General features: G+C 64.9%; 18 protein-coding genes. All 18 read left to right on the top strand.

Annotated features, from left to right (window positions below):
• The first annotated feature begins 81 nt into the window (after positions 1-81).
• The 18 genes from C7441_RS15825 (at position 82) to trmB (ending at position 20,826) form a co-directional block, all read left to right on the top strand.
• Positions 82-1,245, top strand: coding sequence for an acyl-CoA dehydrogenase family protein (locus C7441_RS15825; protein WP_109613711.1), 1,164 nt, complete (start codon positions 82-84; stop codon positions 1,243-1,245).
• Between the two features lie 3 nt (positions 1,246-1,248).
• A complete protein-coding gene (locus tag C7441_RS15820) occupies positions 1,249-3,438 on the top strand; it encodes an acetate--CoA ligase family protein (protein ID WP_109613710.1) in 2,190 nt (729 codons plus the stop codon).
• Positions 3,439-3,459: 21 nt separating this feature from the next.
• Positions 3,460-4,242, top strand: coding sequence for a carnitinyl-CoA dehydratase (locus C7441_RS15815; RefSeq protein ID WP_109613709.1), 783 nt, complete (start codon positions 3,460-3,462; stop codon positions 4,240-4,242).
• A gap of 24 nt (positions 4,243-4,266) precedes the next feature.
• A complete protein-coding gene (locus C7441_RS15810; protein ID WP_109613708.1) occupies positions 4,267-5,208 on the top strand; it encodes an alpha/beta hydrolase in 942 nt (313 codons plus the stop codon).
• Between the two features lie 233 nt (positions 5,209-5,441).
• Positions 5,442-7,475 (top strand): hydantoinase/oxoprolinase family protein, encoded by a 2,034-nt coding sequence (locus C7441_RS15805; RefSeq protein WP_210205666.1) that lies wholly within the window; start codon positions 5,442-5,444, stop codon positions 7,473-7,475.
• A 168-nt stretch (positions 7,476-7,643) separates the two neighbouring features.
• Complete coding sequence (locus tag C7441_RS15800; RefSeq protein WP_109613707.1) at positions 7,644-9,815, top strand: malate synthase G; 2,172 nt, start codon at positions 7,644-7,646, stop codon at positions 9,813-9,815.
• Positions 9,802-10,248, top strand: coding sequence for a GNAT family N-acetyltransferase (locus tag C7441_RS15795; protein WP_244916172.1), 447 nt, complete (start codon positions 9,802-9,804; stop codon positions 10,246-10,248). The genes C7441_RS15800 and C7441_RS15795 overlap by 14 nt, the downstream gene beginning before the upstream one ends.
• 50 nt (positions 10,249-10,298) lie before the next feature.
• On the top strand, positions 10,299-10,976 hold the full coding sequence (gene tsaB, locus C7441_RS15790) for a tRNA (adenosine(37)-N6)-threonylcarbamoyltransferase complex dimerization subunit type 1 TsaB (RefSeq protein ID WP_109613706.1): 678 nt from the start codon (positions 10,299-10,301) through the stop codon (positions 10,974-10,976).
• Positions 10,976-11,470: a GNAT family N-acetyltransferase gene (locus C7441_RS15785; RefSeq protein WP_109613705.1), complete on the top strand. Its 495-nt coding sequence runs from the start codon at positions 10,976-10,978 to the stop codon at positions 11,468-11,470. The genes tsaB and C7441_RS15785 overlap by 1 nt, the downstream gene beginning before the upstream one ends.
• 34 nt (positions 11,471-11,504) lie before the next feature.
• Positions 11,505-12,299, top strand: a complete 795-nt coding sequence (olsA, locus tag C7441_RS15780) for a lyso-ornithine lipid O-acyltransferase (protein ID WP_170125154.1) — start codon at positions 11,505-11,507, stop codon at positions 12,297-12,299.
• A gap of 53 nt (positions 12,300-12,352) precedes the next feature.
• Complete coding sequence (miaB, locus tag C7441_RS15775; protein ID WP_109613704.1) at positions 12,353-13,747, top strand: tRNA (N6-isopentenyl adenosine(37)-C2)-methylthiotransferase MiaB; 1,395 nt, start codon at positions 12,353-12,355, stop codon at positions 13,745-13,747.
• A gap of 68 nt (positions 13,748-13,815) precedes the next feature.
• Positions 13,816-14,811 carry a PhoH family protein gene (locus C7441_RS15770; protein WP_109613703.1) on the top strand — a complete coding sequence of 332 codons (996 nt, stop codon included), beginning with the start codon at positions 13,816-13,818 and terminating at the stop codon, positions 14,809-14,811.
• 17 nt (positions 14,812-14,828) lie between these two features.
• Positions 14,829-15,335 (top strand): rRNA maturation RNase YbeY, encoded by a 507-nt coding sequence (gene ybeY, locus C7441_RS15765; protein ID WP_170125153.1) that lies wholly within the window; start codon positions 14,829-14,831, stop codon positions 15,333-15,335.
• A gap of 27 nt (positions 15,336-15,362) precedes the next feature.
• Positions 15,363-16,433 (top strand): hemolysin family protein, encoded by a 1,071-nt coding sequence (locus C7441_RS15760; RefSeq protein ID WP_109613763.1) that lies wholly within the window; start codon positions 15,363-15,365, stop codon positions 16,431-16,433.
• Positions 16,434-16,501: 68 nt separating this feature from the next.
• Entirely contained in the window at positions 16,502-18,097 is a 1,596-nt protein-coding gene (lnt, locus tag C7441_RS15755; protein ID WP_109613701.1) for an apolipoprotein N-acyltransferase, read from the top strand.
• Between the two features lie 123 nt (positions 18,098-18,220).
• Positions 18,221-18,637, top strand: coding sequence for a helix-turn-helix domain-containing protein (locus tag C7441_RS15750; protein ID WP_026060337.1), 417 nt, complete (start codon positions 18,221-18,223; stop codon positions 18,635-18,637).
• Positions 18,638-18,802: 165 nt separating this feature from the next.
• Complete coding sequence (gene metK / locus C7441_RS15745) at positions 18,803-20,083, top strand: methionine adenosyltransferase (RefSeq protein WP_019171862.1); 1,281 nt, start codon at positions 18,803-18,805, stop codon at positions 20,081-20,083.
• 35 nt (positions 20,084-20,118) lie between these two features.
• Positions 20,119-20,826, top strand: coding sequence for a tRNA (guanine(46)-N(7))-methyltransferase TrmB (gene trmB, locus C7441_RS15740; protein ID WP_109613700.1), 708 nt, complete (start codon positions 20,119-20,121; stop codon positions 20,824-20,826).
• The last annotated feature ends 30 nt before the right edge of the window (positions 20,827-20,856 follow it).

Below are 20,856 nucleotides of genomic sequence, written 5' to 3'. Positions count from 1 at the left end.
TTTCGCTCCTGCTCCGTTGCACGAAGCAGACCGGACGGGGACGGATTTGGGCGGCCATGTCGCCTGTATGGGAGGTTACTGATGGATTTCGGGCTTACCGAAGAACAGCGCCTGATCGTCGACACGACGCGGGCCTTTGTCGAAAACGAGCTTTATCCGCATGAGGCGGAAGTGGAGCGCACCGGACATCTGCGCCGTGAACTGATCGAGGAGATTCAGGCCAAGGCGATCGAGGCCGGTCTTTATGCCGCCAACATGCCGGCCGAAGTCGGTGGCGCGGGCCTCGATACGGTGTCGTGGCTGCTCTATGAAAAGGAACTCGGCCGCGCCAATTATGCGCTGCACTGGACCTGCGTGGCGCGCCCGTCCAACATCCTGCTCGCCGGCACCGACGAGCAGAAGGAAAAGTACCTTTATCCCTGCATTCGCGGCGAGACGTGGGATTGCCTGGCGATGACTGAGCCGGGTGCGGGCTCCGACCTGCGCGGCATGAAGGCGACCGCCATGCAGGACGGCGACGATTTTGTCCTCAACGGCACCAAGCATTTTATCTCCCACGCCGACATCGCCGACTTCGCCATTGTCTTCATGGCCTCGGGCGAAGAGGATACCCCGCGCGGCAAACGCAAGAAGATCACCGCGTTCTTCGTCGACAAGGGTACGCCGGGCTTCACGGTGCGCGACGGCTATCGCAATGTCTCGCATCGCGGCTACACCAACGCCATCCTCGAATTCGACAACTGTCGCCTGCCAAAGAGCCAGGTGCTGGGCGAGGTCCACAAGGGCTTTGAGGTCGCCAACAGCTGGCTGGGCGCGACCCGGCTGCAGGTCGCTTCGACCTGTCTCGGACGTGCCGAGCGCGCGCTTGGCCATGCCATCGAATATGCCGCTAGCCGAGAGCAGTTCGGCCAGCAGATCGGCAAGTTCCAGGGCGTTTCCTTCAAGCTCGCCGACATGGCGACCGAGCTGAAGGCGGCGGAGCTGCTTACCCGTGAGGCCGCCTGGAAATACGACCAGGGCACCGTGACCGATCAGGATATGGCCATGGCCAAGCTCAAGGCCACCGAGGTTCTGGCCTTCATCGCCGACGAGGCGATCCAGATCCACGGCGGCATGGGCCTGATGGACGACCTGCCACTGGAACGCATCTGGCGCGACGCCCGCGTCGAGCGCATCTGGGAAGGCACGTCGGAAATCCAGCGGCATATTATTTCCCGCGCGCTGCTGCGCGCCGTCGGGGGCTGAGCCATGCTGCGTCTCGAACGGCTCCTGCGCCCGAAATCCATCGCGGTCATCGGCGGCGGCGCGTTTGCGCCCAATGTCGTCAAGCAGTCGCTGAAAATGGGCTTTGTGGGCGACATCTGGCCGGTGCACCCCAAGCGCGACGAGGTGGAGGGCGTGAAGGCCTATGCCTCGGTGGCAGACCTGCCGGGCGCGCCGGATGCCGTGTTCATCGGCGTCAACCGCTTCGCCACCATCGACATTGTGCGCGAGCTTTCCGAGCGCGGCGCGGGCGGGGCGATCTGCTTTGCCTCGGGCTTCCTCGAAGCCGGTGCCGACGACGAGGATGGCGAGCGGCTTCAGGCCGAGCTGGTCGCGGCGGCGGGCTCGATGCCGGTCATCGGGCCGAACTGCTACGGCCTGATCAATTATGCCGATGGTGCGCTTTTGTGGCCCGACCAGCATGGCGGCCAGCGGCTGGAGCCCGGCACGCGTGGTGTGGCGATCATCACGCAGTCGTCCAACATCGCCTGCAACATCACCATGCAGCAGCGCGGCCTGCCAATTTCGTTCCTGATGACGGCCGGCAACCAGGCGCAGACGGGCCTCTCCGAAATGGCGCTCGGCCTGATCGAGGACGAGCGCGTTTCCTGTCTCGGCCTGCATATCGAGGGTTTTGACAAGGTCGACGGTTTCGAGCGGCTGGCGGCGCGGGCACGCGAGTTGAGCAAGCCGATCGTGGCGATGAAGGTCGGCCGCTCCGAACAGGCGCGCGCGGCGACGGTTTCGCATACCGCCTCGCTTGCCGGTTCCGATGCGGCGTCCGACGCCTTCCTCAAGCGGCTCGGCATTGCGCGGGTGAATTCGATCCCCTCGCTTCTCGAAACGCTGAAGCTCTTGCACGCCTTCGGCCCGCTTCCCGGCGACACGCTGTCTTCGATGAGCTGTTCGGGCGGCGAAGCCTCGGTCATGGCCGATACGGCCGAGGGCCGCAAGGTCCGCTTCCCGGCACTGACGCAGGAGCATTGGTCGCGGGTAAAATCGACGCTTGGCTCCTTCGTGGCCGTGGCCAATCCGCTCGACTACCACACCTTCATCTGGAACAACGAACCGGCCATGACCGACACGTTCACCGCGATGGTGTCGGGCGGCTTCGACCTCAACATGCTGGTGCTCGATTTCCCGCGCGGCGACCGCTGCTCGGATGCCGACTGGTGGCCGACGGTGCGCGCCTTCGAGGCGGCGCTGAAGACCAGCAAGGCGCGCGGCGCCATCGTCGCCTCCATGCTGGAAAACGTGGCCGAGGCGCATGCGGCGGAGCTGTTCAAGCGCGGCATCGTGCCCTTGCAGGGCATCGTCGAGGCGATGGATGCGGCCGAAGCGGCGGCGTTCATCGGCGAGGCGTGGAGCCAACCCTCTACCTCCCCCTTGTGGGGAGGTCGCGCCGAATGCGGGGGTGGGGGTAAGGCCGGTGATGCAACTCCCAACCCGGCGCTTCGCGCCGACCCTCCCCACAAGGGGGAGGGTAAGGTGGTACCCGACGAGGCCGAAGCCAAGGCGCTGTTGCGTTCTGCCGGTCTCGCCGTGCCGCAAGGAGCTTGCGCGGCCAGTGTGGCCGAGGCTGTTGCGGCCGCCGAGAAGCTTGGGTTCCCGGTGGCGCTCAAGGCGCTGGGCGTGGCCCACAAGAGCGAACTCGGCGCGGTGAAGCTGAACCTCAAATCTCCCGAAGAAGTGCGAGCGACGGCCGAAGCCTTGCTGCCGCTCGGCACCGGCCTCTATGTCGAGCGCATGGTGGAAGGCGGCGTTGCCGAGCTGATCGTCGGCGTCACGCGCGATGCACTGTTTGGCCCGGTCATGACCGTGGGCACCGGCGGCGTGCTGGTCGAACTGCTCCAGGACAGCGCGACGCTGCTTCTGCCGGCATCGCGCGACGAAGTCGAGGCGGCGCTGAAGAATCTCAGGCTCTATCCGCTGCTCGACGGTTATCGCGGCCGCGCCAGGGCCGATGTGTCGGCTGCCGTGGATGCGATCCTTGCCATTTCGCGCTTCGTGCAGGAAAACGCGCACACGATCGAGGAGCTCGACGTGAACCCGCTCATCGTCTGCGGCGAGGGCAAGGGCGCCTGGATCGCCGATGCGCTGCTGGTGACAAACGAAGGCGAAGCGGCGGCGTCCGTTTCCCACGAGAAGAAGGCTGTGGTTTCAGTCGAAGGCTGAGCCGCCAGGGAGGTTCCAAAAATGTCCGATGTCGTAAAGACCCGCCGCGAAGGCACAATCCTCGAAGTGACGCTCGACCGGCCGAAAGCCAATGCCATCGACCTCGCCACGTCGCGCCTGCTGGGTTTGACTTTTCAGGCCTTCCGCGACGACCCCGAACTGCGCGTCTGCATCGTGAAGACGGCCGGCGACAAGTTCTTCTCGGCCGGCTGGGACCTCAAGGCCGCGGCAAACGGCGATGCGGTGGACGGCGACTATGGCGTCGGCGGCTTTGCCGGCCTGCAGGAGTTGCGCGACATGAACAAGCCGGTCATCGCCTGCGTCAACGGCATGGCGGTGGGCGGCGGCTTCGAACTGGCGCTGTCCTGCGACCTGATCTACGCCTCCGAGCATTCTTCTTTCGCGCTGCCGGAGATCAAGGCAGGTACGCTGGCCGATGCCGCGACGATCAAGCTGCCCAAGCGCATTCCCTATCATGTCGCCATGGACCTGCTGCTCACCGGTCGCTGGATGGACGTGGCCGAGGCGCATCGCTGGGGCCTCGTCAACGAGGTTCTGCCGGCCGACAAGCTCGAGGACCGAGTCTGGGAGATCGCCCGCCTGCTCGCCGGCGGCCCGCCGCTGGTCTTCGCCTCGATCAAGGAAGTGGCCCGCAAGGCCGAGGCGATGGAGTTCCAGGACGCCATGAACTGGATCACCAAGCGCAAGTTCCGCACCGTCGACGAGCTCTACGCCTCGGACGACAACATGGAAGGCTTCCGCGCCTTCGCCGAAAAGCGCGACCCGGTGTGGAAGGGCAAATAGCATAGCAGTGCAGGAGGACGACCGATGACCGACTACAGCAAGCTGATCGATGCGGAGACATGGGCCTTCATCGACCGCACCAACAGCTTTTATCCGCCGGACGCGGTCGACCATAGCGTGGACGAGCAGCGCCGCACTTATGACCGGATGTGCCGCGAGTTCCATGCCGGCTATCCGGCCGGAGTGACGGCGACGGACTCTGCGGTTGAGACGCCGACCCACAAAATCCCGGTCCGCATCTATCGCAATGCCGAGCCGAACGACGCGGCCATGGTGCTCTATTTCCACGGCGGCGGTTTTATCCTTGGCGGGCTCGACAGCCACGACGATGTCTGCGCCGAAATCTGCGAGCGCACCGGCTATGAGGTGGTCTCGGTCGACTACCGCCTGGTGCCGGAGCACACGCATCCCGCCGCCTATGACGACTGCCGTGCGGCCTTCGAATGGGCGACAAAGACTTATGCGCAGCCCATCGTGCTGTGCGGCGATTCCGCCGGCGGCAATCTGGCGGCGGCGGTTTCGCACACCACGCGCGGCCACGCACGTGCCGCGATCGGCCAGGTGCTGATTTATCCGGGTCTCGGCGGCAAGTTGGGGCAGGGCTCTTACGTGACCCATTACGACGCGCCGCTGCTGAGCGTGCGCGACATGGATTATTACCGCGACATGCGCGCGGGCGGCCGGGACATTTCGAAGGACGCCACCTTCGCGCCGTTCAATGATGAGGATTATTCCGATCTGCCGCCGACGGCTGTTATCACTGCCGAATGCGATCCATTGTCGGACGACGGCCGCGATTACCGCGACCGCATCCAGGCGGCCGGCGGCAAGGCCTGGTGGTTCGACGAGCCGGGTCTGGTCCATGGCCATCTGCGCGCGCGCCATTCGGTCGGCCGCGCGCGTGAAAGCTTTACCCGGATCGTGGAAGCGGTGCGCGCGCTTGGAAAGGGCGATTGGCCGTACTGAGGCGTTGAAAAATCGCCGCGCTTGAACCCGGCGGAAAATATCACCATTGCTCTCCTTCGAGGCGGCAGCTTGCGCCACCGTCTCGGGGTGAGGGTTGCTATTCTTTCTTTTGGCTTGTCACAGGCGTTGCAACCGGGTTGACCCGGCGTCTGGCTCACCTTCCGGTGCTTCCGTGGCAGGGGCTTATGGGCTAAGGGCAGGGGCGAGTTCAACCGTCCCGGATTGCCCCAGACATGACCGAAAAGCCCATGCCATCGTCACCGCAGGTTTCCGGTCCGCTGTTTCTCGGTATCGATACAGGCGGCACCTATACCGATGCGGTTCTGTGGTCGGAGAGCGCCGGCGTCACCGCCAAGGCCAAGTCGCTCACCACGCGGCACGATCTGGCGGTCGGCATCTCGGGCGCGGTCGATGCGGTGCTGTCCGAGGCGAAGGCCGATCCTGCCGCGATAAAGCTGGTGTCGATGTCCACCACGCTTGCCACCAATGCGCTGGTCGAGGGGCAGGGCGGGCGTGTGGCGCTGGTCATGATCGGCTTTTCCGAAGAGGATCTCGCCCGCGACGGGCTGAAGACCGCGCTTGGCACCGATCCCGTGGTGTTCTGCGGCGGCGGGCATGACGTGCATGGCAATGCCAGGCCGTTGGACCTTGCCGAGCTGGAGGCTGCGCTGCCGGAGCTGGAGAAATCGGTGTCGGGCTTTGCGGTCTGCGCCTATTTCGCCACGCGCAATCCGGCCCACGAGATCGCCGCGCGCGAACTGATCCGCGAAAGGACCGGCCTGCCCGTCACCGCCAGCCACGAACTGTCGGCCAAGCTCGGGGGCCCGCGCCGGGCGCTCACCACGCTGCTCAATGCACGGCTGATCTCGATGATCGACCGGTTGGTCGCGGCGACGGAGGGGTTTCTGGAGGCGCGGCGGATCAAGGCTCCGTTGATGGTCGTGCGCGGTGACGGCGCGCTGGTTTCGGCCGGCTTCGCCCGGCAGCGGCCGATCGAGACGATCCTGTCGGGTCCGGCCGCCAGCCTCGTTGGCGCCCGTCATCTCACCGGCCTCGACAATGCGGTCGTTTCGGACATCGGCGGCACTACCACGGACGTGGCCGTGCTCGATCACGGGCGGCCGCGGCTCGATCCCGAAGGCGCAACCGTTGGCGGTTTCCGCACCATGGTGGAGGCGGTCGCCATGCGCACCTTCGGCCTTGGCGGGGATTCGGAAGTTGCGTTGCAGGATAGCGGGCTGGCCCCGCGCATCATGCTTGGCCCGCGCCGCGTCGTGCCGCTGGCGCTGGCTGCGGTCGCCCATGAGGAGGCGGTGGTCAGTCAGCTCGAACGTCAGCTTCGCGCGCCCAATGCGGGGCGTCTGGACGGCCGCTTCGCCATGCGCACCGGCGTGCCGGAGCGGCTGGCATCGGGGCTGAGCAGTTCGGAAGCGAAGCTCTACGAAACCATCGGCGCGGTCCCGCTGGCGCTCGACGGCTTGCTGATGTCGACGGCGCAGCTCGCGACACTCAACCGGCTGGTCGGGCGTGGACTGGTGCATGTGGTCGGCTTCACGCCGTCGGATGCCGCCCACGCGCTCGGGCGCCAGGCGAACTGGAATGCCGGGGCTGCCCGCCTTGGTGCCGAACTGTTTGCCCGCAAGCGCGACGGTCGCGGCCAGTTGATCGCCGAGACGCCCGAAGCGCTGGCCGAGCGGGTGCTGCGTGCCGTCACCCGCAATTCAGCGGAGGCGATCCTCGAAACCGCCTTTGCCGAGGATGGGCTGGATGGAGCGTCAGCGGTCGCGCATGCGCTGGTGCAGCGCGCCGTCGACGGACATGAAGGCATCGCCCGGTTTGCGGTGGCGCTCGACCGCCCGGTAATCGGGCTCGGTGCATCCGCGCCGCTGCACTATGCCAGCCTGCACGGCTTCGTCGGCAATGAATGCGTGGTGCCGCGCGACACCGACGTGGCCAACGCGCTCGGCGCCGTGGTCGGGCAGGTGCGTATTTCGGCCGAGGCGCGCGTCAGCCAGCCCAAGGAAGGCGTGTTCCGTGTCGCCTCGGGCGACGAGATCCAGGATTTCCTCGACGAGGAGGAGGCCATCCGCGTGGCCGACACCGAAATCCGCAAGCTTGCCGCGCAACGCGCTCTGGAAGCCGGTACGGACGCCGCCGAGATCGAAGTGACGCATGATGTGCGCGCCTCGATGGTGGACGGGCGGCGCATGTTCATCGAGGCCCATATTCTGGCAGTTGCCACGGGCAGGCCGCGAATTGCCGCATAGAACATGACACCGGTACGTGGAAACCGGCTTCGGCGCCCGCGTACGGTGTCGCAAGCCGGGTTTTCGTGCTCCGGAGTGGTGTGGAACTTAGGGATGAATTGACCCTGCCATCCCAACGTGGTCAAAGGCCGCAAACATCCGTAGGGATAGGGTGCCAGGAGAAATACTATGAGCGATATGGTGGAAGCATCGGGTCTGTCGGTTGCCCGTGAGCTTCATGATTTCGTTGTGGGGGAGGCGCTGCCTGGGACTGGGGTGGAGGCTGCCGCTTTCTGGACCGGGCTTGCCGCGATCGTCCAGGACCTTGCGCCCAAAAACGCCGAGCTGCTGGCCAAACGCGCTGCCCTGCAGGAAAAGATCGACGCCTGGCACCGTGCCAACGGCGCGCCGGCGGATCTGGCCGCCTATCGCGCCTTCCTGACCGAGATCGGCTATCTGGTCGAGGAAGGTCCGGACTTCCAGATCACCACGGAGAATGTCGATCCCGAGATCGCCGTGCTTGCCGGCCCGCAGCTCGTCGTGCCGGTGATGAATGCGCGCTATGCGCTCAACGCCGCCAACGCTCGCTGGGGCTCGCTCTATGACGCGCTCTATGGCACCGACGCCATCCCCGAGACCGATGGCGCGGAGAAGGGCAAGGGTTACAACCCCAAGCGCGGCGAGAAGGTCATCGCCTGGGGGCGCGATTTCCTCGACGCGTCCGCGCCGCTGAAGGACGGCTCCTGGGCCGCAGCCGGGGCGCTGTCGGTCAGGGACGGCAGGCTGGCCGTGGGCACGACCGGCCTTGCCGATCCGGCGCAGTTCGTCGGCTATCGCGGCGAGGCGGCGGCGCCGTCGGCGGTGCTGCTGGTCAAGAACGGCCTGCATGTCGAGATCGTCATCGACCGCAGCCACACCATCGGCAAGACCGATGCGGCCGGTATCGCCGACCTTGTGCTCGAGGCGGCGCTGACGACGATCCAGGATTGCGAGGATTCGGTCGCGGCGGTGGACGCCGAGGACAAGGTTCTGGCCTATCGCAACTGGCTCGGGCTGATGAAGGGCGACCTTGCCGAAACCTTCGACAAGGGCGGCAGGAGCGTTACCCGCAAGCTCAACGCCGACCGCGAATACACCGCGCCAGAGGGCGGGAAGCTGGTGTTGCCGGCCCGTTCGCTGATGCTGGTGCGCAATGTCGGCCATCTGACCACCAATCCGGCGATCCTCGACCGCGACGGCAACGAGGTGCCGGAGGGCATCATGGATGCCGCCATCACCGGGCTGATCGCGCTGCACGATGTCGGCCCCAACGGCGTGCGCAAGAATTCGCGCGCCGGATCGGTCTATGTGGTCAAGCCCAAGATGCACGGGCCGCAGGAAGTGGCCTTCGCGGTGGAGCTGTTCGAGCGCGTCGAAAAGTTGCTCGGCATGGAAAAGAACACGCTCAAGATGGGTGTCATGGACGAGGAGCGGCGCACCACCGTCAATCTCAAGGAGTGCATCCGCGCGGCCAGCGAGCGCGTGGTGTTCATCAACACCGGCTTCCTCGACCGCACCGGCGACGAAATCCACACCGCGATGGAAGCCGGGCCGATGATCCGCAAGGGCGACATGAAGCAGGCGCCGTGGATTGCAGCCTATGAGGCGTGGAACGTCGATACCGGTCTGGCATGCGGTCTGTCCGGCCACGCCCAGATCGGCAAGGGCATGTGGGCCATGCCCGACCTGATGGCGGCGATGCTGGTTGAGAAGATCGCGCATCCGCAGGCCGGCGCCAACACTGCCTGGGTGCCGTCGCCGACGGCAGCCACGCTGCACGCCACGCATTATCACAGGGTCGATGTCCATGCGGTGCAGGAAAAGCTGAAGAGCCGCCCGCGCGCGAAACTCGACGACATCCTCTCGGTGCCGGTGGCGGCGCGGCCGAACTGGACCCCGGAGGAAATCCAGCAGGAGATCGACAACAACGCCCAGGGCATCCTCGGCTATGTCGTGCGCTGGGTCGACCAGGGTGTCGGCTGCTCCAAGGTGCCGGACATCAACGATGTCGGGCTGATGGAGGACCGCGCAACGCTGCGCATCTCCTCGCAGCACCTCGCCAACTGGCTGCACCATGGCGTCGTCTCGCACGAGCAGGTGATGGAGACGATGCGGCGCATGGCGGCAGTGGTGGACCGGCAGAATGCGGGCGACCCGCTGTACCGGCCGATGGCGCCCGACTTCGACAATTCGATCGCCTTCCAGGCCGCCTGCGACCTCGTTTTCAAGGGCCGCGAGCAGCCCAACGGCTACACCGAGCCGGTGCTGCATGCACGCCGGCTGGAGCTGAAGGCGAAGGATCGACATAGTGCTGAAGCTTAGGGTGCCGCGGGACGACGAGGCGGAGCCTTTGAGCGGGCTCTGCCTGCGCTCCAAGGCCGTGCATGGATATGACGCGGCCTTCATGGAGGCCTGTCGCGCCGAACTGATGGTGAAACCGGCGGCGGATGGGCGCATGATGGTCGCGGTCGATGACGGGACGCCTGTCGGTTTCGCCGAAATCTCCGTTGCTGGCGACGCATGCGAACTCGACAAATTGTTCGTCGAGCCTTCCCATCTCGGCAAGGGCGTTGGCCGCCTGCTGCTTGATTGGGCCAAAGAGAAAGCCGTTGCCGTCGGCGCACGCGCGATGTTCATCGATTCCGATCCAGGCGCGCGCGACTTCTACCTGCGTATGGGCGCGGTGGAGATAGGTCAGGTATCGTCCGCCTCGATTGCCGGCCGCTTCCTGCCCCGGCTCAGGATCGATCTATAGGGGCCCGCGATCGCTTGCCCGGCCCGCGCGGTTCGGCTAGCGATGAACTCATGAAGATACTTGCAATCGATACCGCCGCGAAACTCTGCGCTGCAAGCGTTTATGACGCCGATGCCGGCAGGGAGCTTGGCCGTGAGGTGCTCGACCTCGACAAAGGCCATGCCGAACACCTGATGGGCGTGATCGATGCGGCCATGCAGGCGGCCGGTCTCGGCTTTTCCGGTCTCTATGCGGTTGCCGTCTCTGTCGGCCCCGGGTCCTTCACCGGCGTGCGGGTCGCGGTTTCGGCGGCGCGCGGGCTGGCGCTGGCGCTCGACATTCCGGCCATCGGCGTCAACACGCTGGAGGCGCTGGCGGCCGAGGCACGCGCGCGCTACGAACCACGTACCGTGCTGGCCGCGCTCGATGGCGGGCGCGGCGATCTGCAGGCGGCCGTCTACGACAATGCCGGCATGGCGCTGTTCGAGCCTGCGGTGATCCAGCTCGACAAGGCAATCCTGCTCGCAACGGAATATGATGCGGCTCTTGCCGGCACGGCAGCGCGCATGATCGCCGAAGCCATCGGCGCCGAAGCGGGGCCGGTGGGCCCTGTCGCGGCCACGGCCGACATTGGCACCTATGCCCGGCTGGCAGTTGGCAGGCAGGCCGGCGAGCGGCCGAAGCCGCTCTATCTGCGCGAGCCCGACGCCAAGCCTCAAGCCGGCTTCATCCTTCCGAGGAGCAGGTAATGCGCATCCCCTTCGTCACAGCGCGGCAAAGGGATTTCTCGCTGGAGCCGCTGACGGTCGAGGACGGCGACGCCCTGTTCCATCTCCATCGCGAGGGTTTCGCGCGGCCGTGGACGGGCAGCGAATTCGCCGATCTTCTGGAGCAGGACACGGTTTTCGGCTATGCGGCGCGCGCGGTCGGGCGCGGCCATGAAGCGCCGGCGGGTTTCGTGCTGGCGCGGCTGGTGGCCGGCGAGGCTGAAATCCTCACCATCGCGGTGGCGCGCTCGCACCGGCGCCTCGGTCTCGGCTGGCGGCTGATGGATGCAGTGCTGCGCGAGCTGCATGCCCAGCGCGCCGAAGCGCTGTTCCTCGAAGTGGACGAAACCAATGCGCCGGCGATCGCGCTTTATCGCCGACTCGGCTTCATTCAGGTCGGCAAGCGGCCGGACTACTACCGCACCGGCGGCAGCGGCGCCAACGGTGCGCTTGTCATGCGCCGCGACCTTCGCTAGCCGTCACTATCGGTTGCAGGCAGGCAAGCAACGCATGGTCAGCAGGATCCGTATCGGGCTGGGGCTTCTCTGGGTGGTCGTCGGACTGTCCCTTCTGGTGCCGTGGCTCTATCTGGGCATGAGAACCGGGCTCTATGAGCCCTGGCGCATCCGTCGCTGGTGCCACAGTCTCATCCTGCGCGCCCTCGGCTTTCGCGTGCATGTGCATGGCGCGCTGGCGCCACAGCGTCCGCTGCTCGTGGCGTCGAACCATATTTCGTGGACCGACGTCATGGTGCTGGCGTCGTTCAACAACGTCTCCTTCATCGCCAAGTCGGAAATGGCCGGCTGGCCGCTGATCGGCTGGCTGACGCGGCTGCAGCGCTGCGTTTTCGTCGAGCGCGACCGCAGGAGGAAGTCGGGCGCGCAGGCGAGCGAGATTGCCAGCCGGCTGGCCGCCGGCGACGCCATGGTGCTGTTTGCCGAAGGCACGACCGGCGACGGCAACCTGATATTGCCGTTCAAAAGCACGCTGTTTGGCGCGGCCGAGCTGGCGATAGGTGAGGGCGATGTGGACAGGGTTTTCATCCAGCCCGTCGCGGTCGGCTACACCCGCTTGCAGGGCCTGCCGATGGGGCGCCAGCATCGCGCGGTCGCCGCCTGGATCGGCGATCAGGATCTCGTGCCGCACCTGAAGGACCTGCTCGCCGAAGGGGCGATCGACGTCGAAGTTCACTTCGGCGAGCCGATCGAGTTTTCCGCCGGCAGCAGCCGCAAGGAGACCGCGCGCAGGGTAGAAGAGCGCGTGCGCACCATGATGAACAAGGCATTGCGCGATCCTCGCCGCTGAAGCGGCCAAGATTCGTCTGTTTTTTGTCACCGAAAAGCGTTAGAAGCCCGCCCATGGAACCGGAGCAGATCACTCAGGACGGCGCTGAAGCGCCGCAGGCGGCAGGCGCGGCCAAGAAGGTTTTTGTCAAAACCTATGGCTGCCAGATGAATGTCTACGATTCCCAGCGCATGTCCGATGCGCTGGCTGCGGACGGCTATGTCGCTACATCGGTCATGGAAGAGGCCGATCTGGTGCTGCTCAACACTTGCCACATCCGCGAAAAGGCTGCCGAAAAGGTCTATTCCGAGCTTGGCCGCATCCGCGACCTGAAGGCCGAGCGCGCGCGGAACGGCGACGAGATGCTGATCGGCGTCGCCGGCTGCGTGGCGCAGGCCGAAGGGCGCGAGATCATCCGGCGCGCACCGGCGGTCGATCTGGTCATCGGTCCGCAGACCTACCACCGCCTGCCGGACGCGCTGAAAAAGGCGCGCGGCGGCGAGAAGGTCGTCGAGACCGATTACGCGCTGGAAGACAAGTTCGATCACCTTCCGCAGCCCCGGCGCGCGGATGTGATCAACCGTGGCGTGACCGCATTCCTCACCGTGCAGGAAGGGTGCGACAAGTTCTGCACCTTCTGCGTGGTGCCCTACACGCGCGGCTCCGAGGTTTCGCGCTCTGTCGCCCAGATCGTGGCCGAGGCGGAGCGACTGGCGGCGGCCGGTGTGCGTGAGGTGACGCTGCTTGGCCAGAATGTGAACGCCTGGCACGGTGAAGGGCCGGACGGCAGTGAATGGGGCCTTGGCCGGCTGCTGTTCCGTCTGGCCGAAATCCCCGGCCTGTCGCGCCTGCGCTACACCACCAGCCATCCGCGCGACATGGACGACGAATTGATCGCCGCGCATCGTGATCTGCCCTCGCTGATGCCCTATCTTCATCTGCCGGTGCAGGCGGGGTCCGACCGCATCCTGAAGGCGATGAACCGCAAGCACACGGCGGCCGACTATCTGCGCCTCATCGAGCGCATCCGGGCGGCGCGGCCGGACATCGCCATGTCGGGCGATTTCATCGTCGGCTTTCCGGGCGAGACGGATGCCGATTTCGAGGACACGATGGAACTGGTGCGCGCGGTGGACTATGCGCAGGCCTTTTCGTTCAAATATTCACCACGCCCCGGCACGCCGGGCGCCGAGATGGACGGTCATGTCGCCGAGGCGGTGAAGGATGAACGCCTGCAGCGCCTGCAGGCGCTTCTGAACGAGCAGCAAAACGCTTTCCTTGCCAGCCTCGTTGGAACTACCATTGAAACGCTTATCGAGAAGCCGGGTCGCCAAGCTGGTCAGATCGTTGGCCGTTCGCCCTGGTTGCAGCCGGTTATTCTTGATGAAAAGGCCGGCAGAATCGGTGACATTGTCAGTGCGCGAATCACGAATACGGGCCATGCCAGCCTGTTCGCCGAACGGGCCTGACGGCACCGTCAGATGAGGAGACACGGTTGAACGCCGACGCGAAAAATGTGCCCTCCGGGGCCTCGGACATGGCGCATATCGTTCTGACCTTCGACAACAACAAGCTTGCCAGCGCTTTATACGGGCAGTTCGACGAGAACCTTGCCCGCATCGAGCAGAAGCTCGGCGTCAGCATCAACTCACGCGGCAACCGGCTGACCGTCAAGGGTGATCCGGTGGCCGCCGAGCAGGCGCGGCGCACGCTCGACCAGCTCTACGGCATATTGCAGAAGGGCGCGGAGATCGGGCAATCCGATGTCGATGGTGCAATCCGCATGGCCATTGCCACGGACGACCAGTTGATCCTGCCCACGCTGGAGCGCAAGGGCAAGGTGGCGGCCGCGCAGATTTCCACGCGCAAGCGCACCATCTATGCCCGTTCGGCCAATCAGGACGCCTATATGCGCGCGCTGGAGCGCGCCGAACTGGTGTTCGGCATCGGCCCGGCCGGCACCGGCAAGACCTATCTGGCGGTGGCGCATGCGGCCATGCTGCTGGAACGCGGCCTTGTCGAGCGCATCGTCCTGTCGCGGCCGGCGGTGGAGGCGGGTGAGCGGCTGGGCTTCCTGCCGGGCGACATGAAGGAAAAGGTCGACCCCTATCTGCGCCCGCTCTATGACGCGCTCTATGACATGATGCCGGCCGACAAGGTCGAGCGCGCGATTGCCGCCGAGGTGATCGAGATCGCGCCGCTCGCCTTCATGCGCGGTCGCACGCTGGCCCATGCCGCGGTGATCCTCGATGAGGCGCAAAACACCACCTCCATGCAGATGAAGATGTTTCTCACCCGTCTGGGCGAGAACTCGCGCATGATCGTCACCGGCGATCCGAGCCAGATCGACTTGCCGCCGAATACGCGGTCCGGGTTGGTCGAGGCGCTACGCATTCTCGACGGCGTGCCGGGCGTGGTCACGGTGCGCTTCAACGACAGCGACGTGGTGCGCCATCCGCTGGTTGCCGAGATCGTCAAGGCCTATGAGCGCGACGGCAAGATCGAGCGCGGCCTTGGCGGTTCCGAAAACTGATTGGCCGCGAGCGCATGATGGAAAACACTGCCCAGCACGACCAGCCGGAGCTTCCGGTGGCGATCGACCTCATGGTCGAGGCGGGGAAGTGGCCCGCCGAGGCGCATCTGGAGGCGCTTGCGCACGATTCCGTCCGCGCCGTGCTGGCCGAAACCGGCGCGAGCGCCCCGAACGGCACCGAACTCAGCCTCGTCTTCTCTGACGATGCCCATATCCAGGTGCTGAATGCGGAGTGGCGCGGCAAGGACAAGCCGACCAATGTGTTGTCCTTTCCCGCTTTCCCGACCGAGCCTGGCGCGCCCTTGCCGCCGATGATGGGCGATATAATCCTCGCCGCCGAGACGGTTGAGCGAGAGGCGGCACTGGAAGAAAAGCCGCTCGATAATCATATTACTCATCTGGTGATTCATGGCCTCCTGCATCTCATGGGCTATGATCACGAGACTGACGCGGAGGCGGAAGAGATGGAAGGGCTGGAGCGAAGGGCGCTGGCAAGACTTGCCATCCCCGACCCCTACGCGTAACCGACCTTGGAAACCAACTGGAAGATAATGAACGAGAGACAAGAAACTGCCGCCAGATCGGATGCCGGCAGTGCGCCGCAGGCGCCTGAAAATGCGGAAGAGGGACCTAGTCCCAGTAGCTCGCCAAGCAGCGTTTCGGACGAGCATTCGCATGAACGTCCATCGCTGCTCGGACGCCTGAGCAGCCTCTTCAAGCCCCGTAACGGATCGAGCCTGCGTGACGACCTCACCGATGCGCTGGCTGAAAGCGCGCCGGAAGCGGAAGGCTTTTCGCCCGGCGAACGGGCGATGCTCAACAATATCCTGCGGCTGCGCGAGGTTCGCGTCGAAGACGTGATGGTGCCGCGCGCCGATATCGAGGCGATCGAGATTTCCACCAGCCTCGGCGATCTCATGGTGCTTTTCGAACAGTCCGGCCATTCGCGCATGCCGGTCTATTCCGAAACGCTGGACGATCCGCGCGGCATGGTTCACATCCGCGACGTGCTGGCCCATGTCACGCGCATGGCCCGTGCCAGGAAGGGGCGCTCGAAGAAGGTTGTCACCGGGGCGTCGCTGGACCTCTCCCATGTCGATCTCGCGCGCACCGTGGGCGACCTCAGCCTGATCCGCACCGTGCTGTTCGTGCCGCCATCCATGGCGGCCTCGGAACTGATGGCCCGCATGCAGGCCTCGCGCACGCAGATGGCGCTGGTCATCGATGAATATGGCGGCACCGACGGGCTTGTTTCGCTGGAGGACATCGTCGAGATGGTCGTCGGCGACATCGAGGACGAGCATGACGACGAAGAGCCGCTGATCACGCAGACGCCCGACGGCAATTTCGTCGTCGATGCCAAGGCCGAGATCGATGACGTCGCCAAGATGATCGGTGACGATTTCGCGCCCGGCGAGCACGGCGAATATGTCGACACCATCGGCGGCATGATCTTCAACACGCTGGGCCGCGTGCCGACCCGCGGCGAGGTCGTGCAGGCGATCCCGGGATTCGAGTTCCACGTGCTGGATGCCGATCCGCGGCGCGTCAAGCGGGTGCGGATCGTCCATATGCAGAAGGCCGAACGCCGCCGTCGCGCCGCTCGCGCCGAGCAGGGCTGACCCGTGTTTGGAGCACGGGTCTCTTGCTGCTAAACCTCTCGCGTGATTCTCGCGACGGGGGGCTGTGCATGGAGCGCCTTGCAGGGCGGATAATTTTGCTGTGGGGCTGGCGACGCGCGCTCGTCGCCTTCCTGGCGGGGGCGTTCGCCACACTGGCTCAGGCGCCTTACGATTTCTTCGCGGCCTGTTTCATCTCCTTCCCGGTTCTTGTCTGGTTGCTCGATGGAGCGGCGGCGCCGGTTGCGGCCGGACCGTTGCGGCGCATGCTGCCGGCCTTCGCCATCGGCTGGTGGTTCGGCTTCGGCTATTTCCTGACCGGCCTGTGGTGGATCGGCGGGGCCGTTCTGGTGGAAGCCGACAGCTTTGCCTGGGCGCTGCCGCTGGCGGTGGTGGGCATTCCGCTTCTGCTTGCATTTTTCTACGCCTTCGCCTGCCTCGTCGCCCGCCTGATGTGGAGCGACGGCATAGGCCGTATCGCCGCGCTCGCCTTCGGCTTCGGGCTGGCGGAGTGGCTGCGCACCTTCCTGTTCAGTGGCTTTCCATGGAACGCCATCGGCTATGCGGCCATGCCGGTGCCGCTTTTGATGCAGAGCGTTTCCGTGATCGGCATGACCGGTATGAATGTGCTTGCGGTGTTCGTCTTCGCCATGCCGGCGCTCTTGGCCGGCCGGCGGCACCTGCGGCTCGGACTGGCGCTTGCGGCGGTGCTCGTCGCCGCGCATGTCGGCTTCGGTTATTATCGCATTTCCACGCCGATTCCGGTGGACGGACGCAACCTTTCGGTACGGATCGTGCAGCCCTCGATCGACCTCAGCGAGAAGTGGGACGCCGCCGTTCGCGACCGCATCTTCCGCACGATGCTCGACCTTTCCGCGCAGCCGGCACAAAACGGCCGGCCGGCGCCGCAAATGATCCTTTGGCCGGAAACCTCGGTGCCGTTTTTCTTCACCGACCGGCCGGATGCGCTGGTGGCGCTCGGCGAGGTGCTGGATGACGGGCAGACGCTGGTTGCCGGCGCGATGCGCGAAGAGGGCGGAAACCCGTCCCGGGCCGATACGCGCTACTACAATTCGGTCGTGGCCATCGACGGTTCGGGCGAAATCGTCGATGCGGTCGACAAGGTCCACCTCGTCCCGTTCGGGGAATATATCCCTTTTGCCGATCTGTTCGCCCGTTTCGGGCTTGAGCAGTTCGTGGCCGGGCCGATGAACCTGACGCCCGGCAATAGCCGCCATGCAATAGCTGTGCCGGGCAATGTCCGCGCGGTGCCGTTCATCTGCTATGAAATCATTTTTCCCGATCTGGTTGCCGTTGACGTTGCGTCAACCGATATTATTCTAAACGTTACGAACGACGCGTGGTTTGGCGATACGCCGGGCCCCTATCAGCATTTCCGTCAGGCGCAGATACGCGCCGTTGAAACCGGGCTTCCGCTGATACGAGCCGCCAACACAGGGATTTCGGGGGTGGTCGATCAGCGAGGCCGTATTGTTGACGCCTTGTCGATGAATACTCGTGGCATCGTGGATGCCGTGATTCCGCTCTCGCCGCAGGGCGGGGAGAACGGTTTCGGCAGTCCCCGCATTAGCGGTTTGGTCATATTGTTCCTGCTTGGCGTGTTTGGCGCGGCACTGGGATTGGGACAACGCCAGCGCTGGAATTGACAGTTGGTATATTAGAGAATCATAGTGCGCCGCCTTGAAAGGAAGCGATCAGGTGAGAGTGGGGGCTCTCGCCGCCGGGTTGAAAAAGAAATTAGAAGAATGCCGGAGCGCGGCGAGGACAGGATGATAGAAAAGGAAAACAAGAAGAAGCCTAATCCGACCGACATCTATGTCGGCAGCAGGATCAGGCTGCGCCGAAACATGCTTGGAATGAGCCAGGAAAGCCTTGGCGAACAGCTTGGAATAACTTTCCAGCAAATCCAGAAATACGAGAAGGGCACGAACCGGGTCGGCGCAAGCCGCCTTCAGGCGATCTCTTCGGTTCTCGGCGTGCCGGTTTCCTTCTTCTTCGAGGAGTTTCCCTCACAGGAAAGCACGGTTGGCAGGGGGTTTGCGGAAGAATCCCCGAATTTCGGCCTGGATTTCGTGACCAGCCCCGAAGGGCTCCAACTCAACCGCGCCTTTGTAAAGATTACCGACGCCAAGGTGCGCCGCAAGATCATCGAACTGGTCAAGACGCTTGCTGCAGAAGAAGACTGACCCTGGTTGCCGGCGACGCGCGGGGCGATATCGACATGAGGTCGCCAATTCCCGAAAGGGCTTGATCCAAGGAACAACCGGCCTTGACGGGCTCTGCATGCGTTCGCTAACGGTGTCCTGCCGAATGCGGCATCCTGCCGCTTTTATCTTCTAGAGGGGACACCCGTGGCACGTCAGAATTACCTCTTCACCAGTGAATCCGTTTCCGAAGGCCATCCGGACAAGGTCTGCGATCGTATCTCCGACGAGATCGTGGACCTGGTTTACCGCGAGGCCAAGAAGTCTGGCATGAATGCGTGGGACGTGCGCGTGGCGTGCGAAACGCTGGCCACCACCAACCGCGTAATCATCGCAGGCGAGGTCCGGGTTCCGGCCACGCTCCTGAAGACCGGCAAGGACGGCAAGCAGGTCCTCGACGCCAAGGGCAATCCCGTCATCAACCCGTCGAAATTCCGTTCCGCCGCGCGCCGCGCGATCCGCGCGATCGGCTATGAACAGGACGGCTTCCACTGGAAGCATGCCAAGGTCGACGTTCTGCTGCATGCCCAGTCGGCCGACATCGCGCAGGGCGTTGACAAGGCTGCCGACGCCAACACCGAAGGCGCTGGCGACCAGGGCATCATGTTCGGCTACGCCTGCCGCGAGACCCCGGACCTGATGCCGGCCCCGATCTATTACAGCCACAAGATCCTCGAACTGCTTTCGGCCGCGCGTCGCGAAGGCAAGGGCGAGGTCGCCGGGCTTGGCCCCGATGCCAAGAGCCAGGTCACCGTGCGCTATGTCGACGGCAAGCCCACGGAAGTCACGCAGATCGTGCTGTCGACGCAGCATCTCGATCCGAGCTGGGATTCCAGGAAGGTCCGTTCCGTCGTCGAGCCCTATATCCGCGAAGCCCTGGGCGACTTGCGGATTGCAGCCAATTGCAACTGGTACATCAATCCGACCGGCAAGTTCGTGATCGGCGGCCCGGATGGCGACGCCGGCCTCACCGGTCGCAAGATCATCGTCGATACCTATGGCGGCGCGGCCCCGCATGGCGGCGGTGCGTTCTCTGGCAAGGACACCACCAAGGTCGACCGCTCGGCTGCCTATGCCGCGCGCTATCTGGCCAAGAACGTGGTTGCCGCAAAGCTTGCCGACCGCTGCACCATCCAGCTTTCCTACGCCATCGGCGTGGCCCAGCCGCTGTCGATCTATGTCGATCTGCACGGCACGGGCAAGGTGGACGAGGGTGTACTGGAGAAGGCTCTGCGCGAGGTGATGGACCTGTCGCCCTCGGGCATCCGCCGCCACCTCGATCTCAACAAGCCGATCTACGCCAAGACCACCGCCTACGGTCATTTCGGCCGCAAGCCGGGCCGCGACGGTTCCTTCTCCTGGGAGAAGACCGATCTGGTCAAGGCCATCAAGGACGCGATTGCGGCCGAGGACGCACTGGCGGCCTGATCCACGGGCCGCCACGACTACCGGATATGCTTGCCATGACCGCTGAAACACGGCGCAGCCGTTCAACCGAAGCCTTTTTTGGCCGGCGGCATGGCAAGACCATCCGCCCGCAGCAGGCCGCCGCGCTGAAGGCCGGCCTGACGAAATACGGGCTCGACCTTGCCGAGCCCGCCCCCCTCGATCCGCGAACCCTGTTTGCCGAGCCCGTCGACGGTGTGCGGCTGGAAATCGGCTTCGGCGGCGGCGAGCACCTCTACCATATGGCGCTGCAGCATCCCGGCACCGGCTTCATCGGTGTCGAGCCCTTCGTCAACGGCATGGCGCGCCTGCTGACGCGGCTTGCGGAAAATCCGCTGCCGAACCTGCGGGTCTATGACGATGATGCCGTGCGCGTGCTGGACTGGCTGCCGGCCGGCTCCATTTCCGGTATCGATCTGCTCTATCCCGATCCCTGGCCCAAGAAACGGCACTGGAAGCGGCGCTTCGTCGGCAGGGCCAATCTCGACCGCTTCGCGCGCGTCATGGCCGAGGACGCGAAGTTTCGCTTCGCCTCCGACATCGATACCTATGTCAACTGGACGCTGCTGCACTGCGGCGCGCATCCGGCTTTTGAGTGGCAGGCCGAAAGCGCGGCCGACTGGCACACGCCCTATGATGGCTGGATCCGCACGCGCTACGAGGCCAAGGCGGTCCGCGAGGGGCGTCGTCCGGCTTATCTGACCTTCCGCAAGGTGACGGCCTAGATCTGCCCGCGGGTCGATCCCGGAGGCGAA

The sequence above is a fragment of the Pseudaminobacter salicylatoxidans genome, assembly GCF_003148475.1.
Lineage (GTDB): Bacteria > Pseudomonadota > Alphaproteobacteria > Rhizobiales > Rhizobiaceae > Pseudaminobacter > Pseudaminobacter salicylatoxidans.
This window is presented reverse-complemented; position numbering and strand designations above follow the sequence as displayed.

Bases quoted from the DNA above. Each gene is read 5' to 3' on its own strand.
- C7441_RS15825 (WP_109613711.1), top strand. From the start codon at position 82: ATGGATTTCGGGCTTACCGAAGAACAGCGCCTGATCGTCGACACGACG.
- C7441_RS15820 (WP_109613710.1), top strand. From the start codon at position 1,249: ATGCTGCGTCTCGAACGGCTCCTGCGCCCGAAATCCATCGCGGTCATC.
- C7441_RS15815 (WP_109613709.1), top strand. From the start codon at position 3,460: ATGTCCGATGTCGTAAAGACCCGCCGCGAAGGCACAATCCTCGAAGTG.
- C7441_RS15810 (WP_109613708.1), top strand. From the start codon at position 4,267: ATGACCGACTACAGCAAGCTGATCGATGCGGAGACATGGGCCTTCATC.
- C7441_RS15805 (WP_210205666.1), top strand. From the start codon at position 5,442: ATGACCGAAAAGCCCATGCCATCGTCACCGCAGGTTTCCGGTCCGCTG.
- C7441_RS15800 (WP_109613707.1), top strand. From the start codon at position 7,644: ATGAGCGATATGGTGGAAGCATCGGGTCTGTCGGTTGCCCGTGAGCTT.
- tsaB (WP_109613706.1), top strand. From the start codon at position 10,299: ATGAAGATACTTGCAATCGATACCGCCGCGAAACTCTGCGCTGCAAGC.
- C7441_RS15785 (WP_109613705.1), top strand. From the start codon at position 10,976: ATGCGCATCCCCTTCGTCACAGCGCGGCAAAGGGATTTCTCGCTGGAG.
- olsA (WP_170125154.1), top strand. From the start codon at position 11,505: ATGGTCAGCAGGATCCGTATCGGGCTGGGGCTTCTCTGGGTGGTCGTC.
- miaB (WP_109613704.1), top strand. From the start codon at position 12,353: ATGGAACCGGAGCAGATCACTCAGGACGGCGCTGAAGCGCCGCAGGCG.
- C7441_RS15770 (WP_109613703.1), top strand. From the start codon at position 13,816: ATGGCGCATATCGTTCTGACCTTCGACAACAACAAGCTTGCCAGCGCT.
- ybeY (WP_170125153.1), top strand. From the start codon at position 14,829: ATGGAAAACACTGCCCAGCACGACCAGCCGGAGCTTCCGGTGGCGATC.
- C7441_RS15760 (WP_109613763.1), top strand. From the start codon at position 15,363: ATGAACGAGAGACAAGAAACTGCCGCCAGATCGGATGCCGGCAGTGCG.
- lnt (WP_109613701.1), top strand. From the start codon at position 16,502: ATGGAGCGCCTTGCAGGGCGGATAATTTTGCTGTGGGGCTGGCGACGC.
- C7441_RS15750 (WP_026060337.1), top strand. From the start codon at position 18,221: ATGATAGAAAAGGAAAACAAGAAGAAGCCTAATCCGACCGACATCTAT.
- trmB (WP_109613700.1), top strand. From the start codon at position 20,119: ATGACCGCTGAAACACGGCGCAGCCGTTCAACCGAAGCCTTTTTTGGC.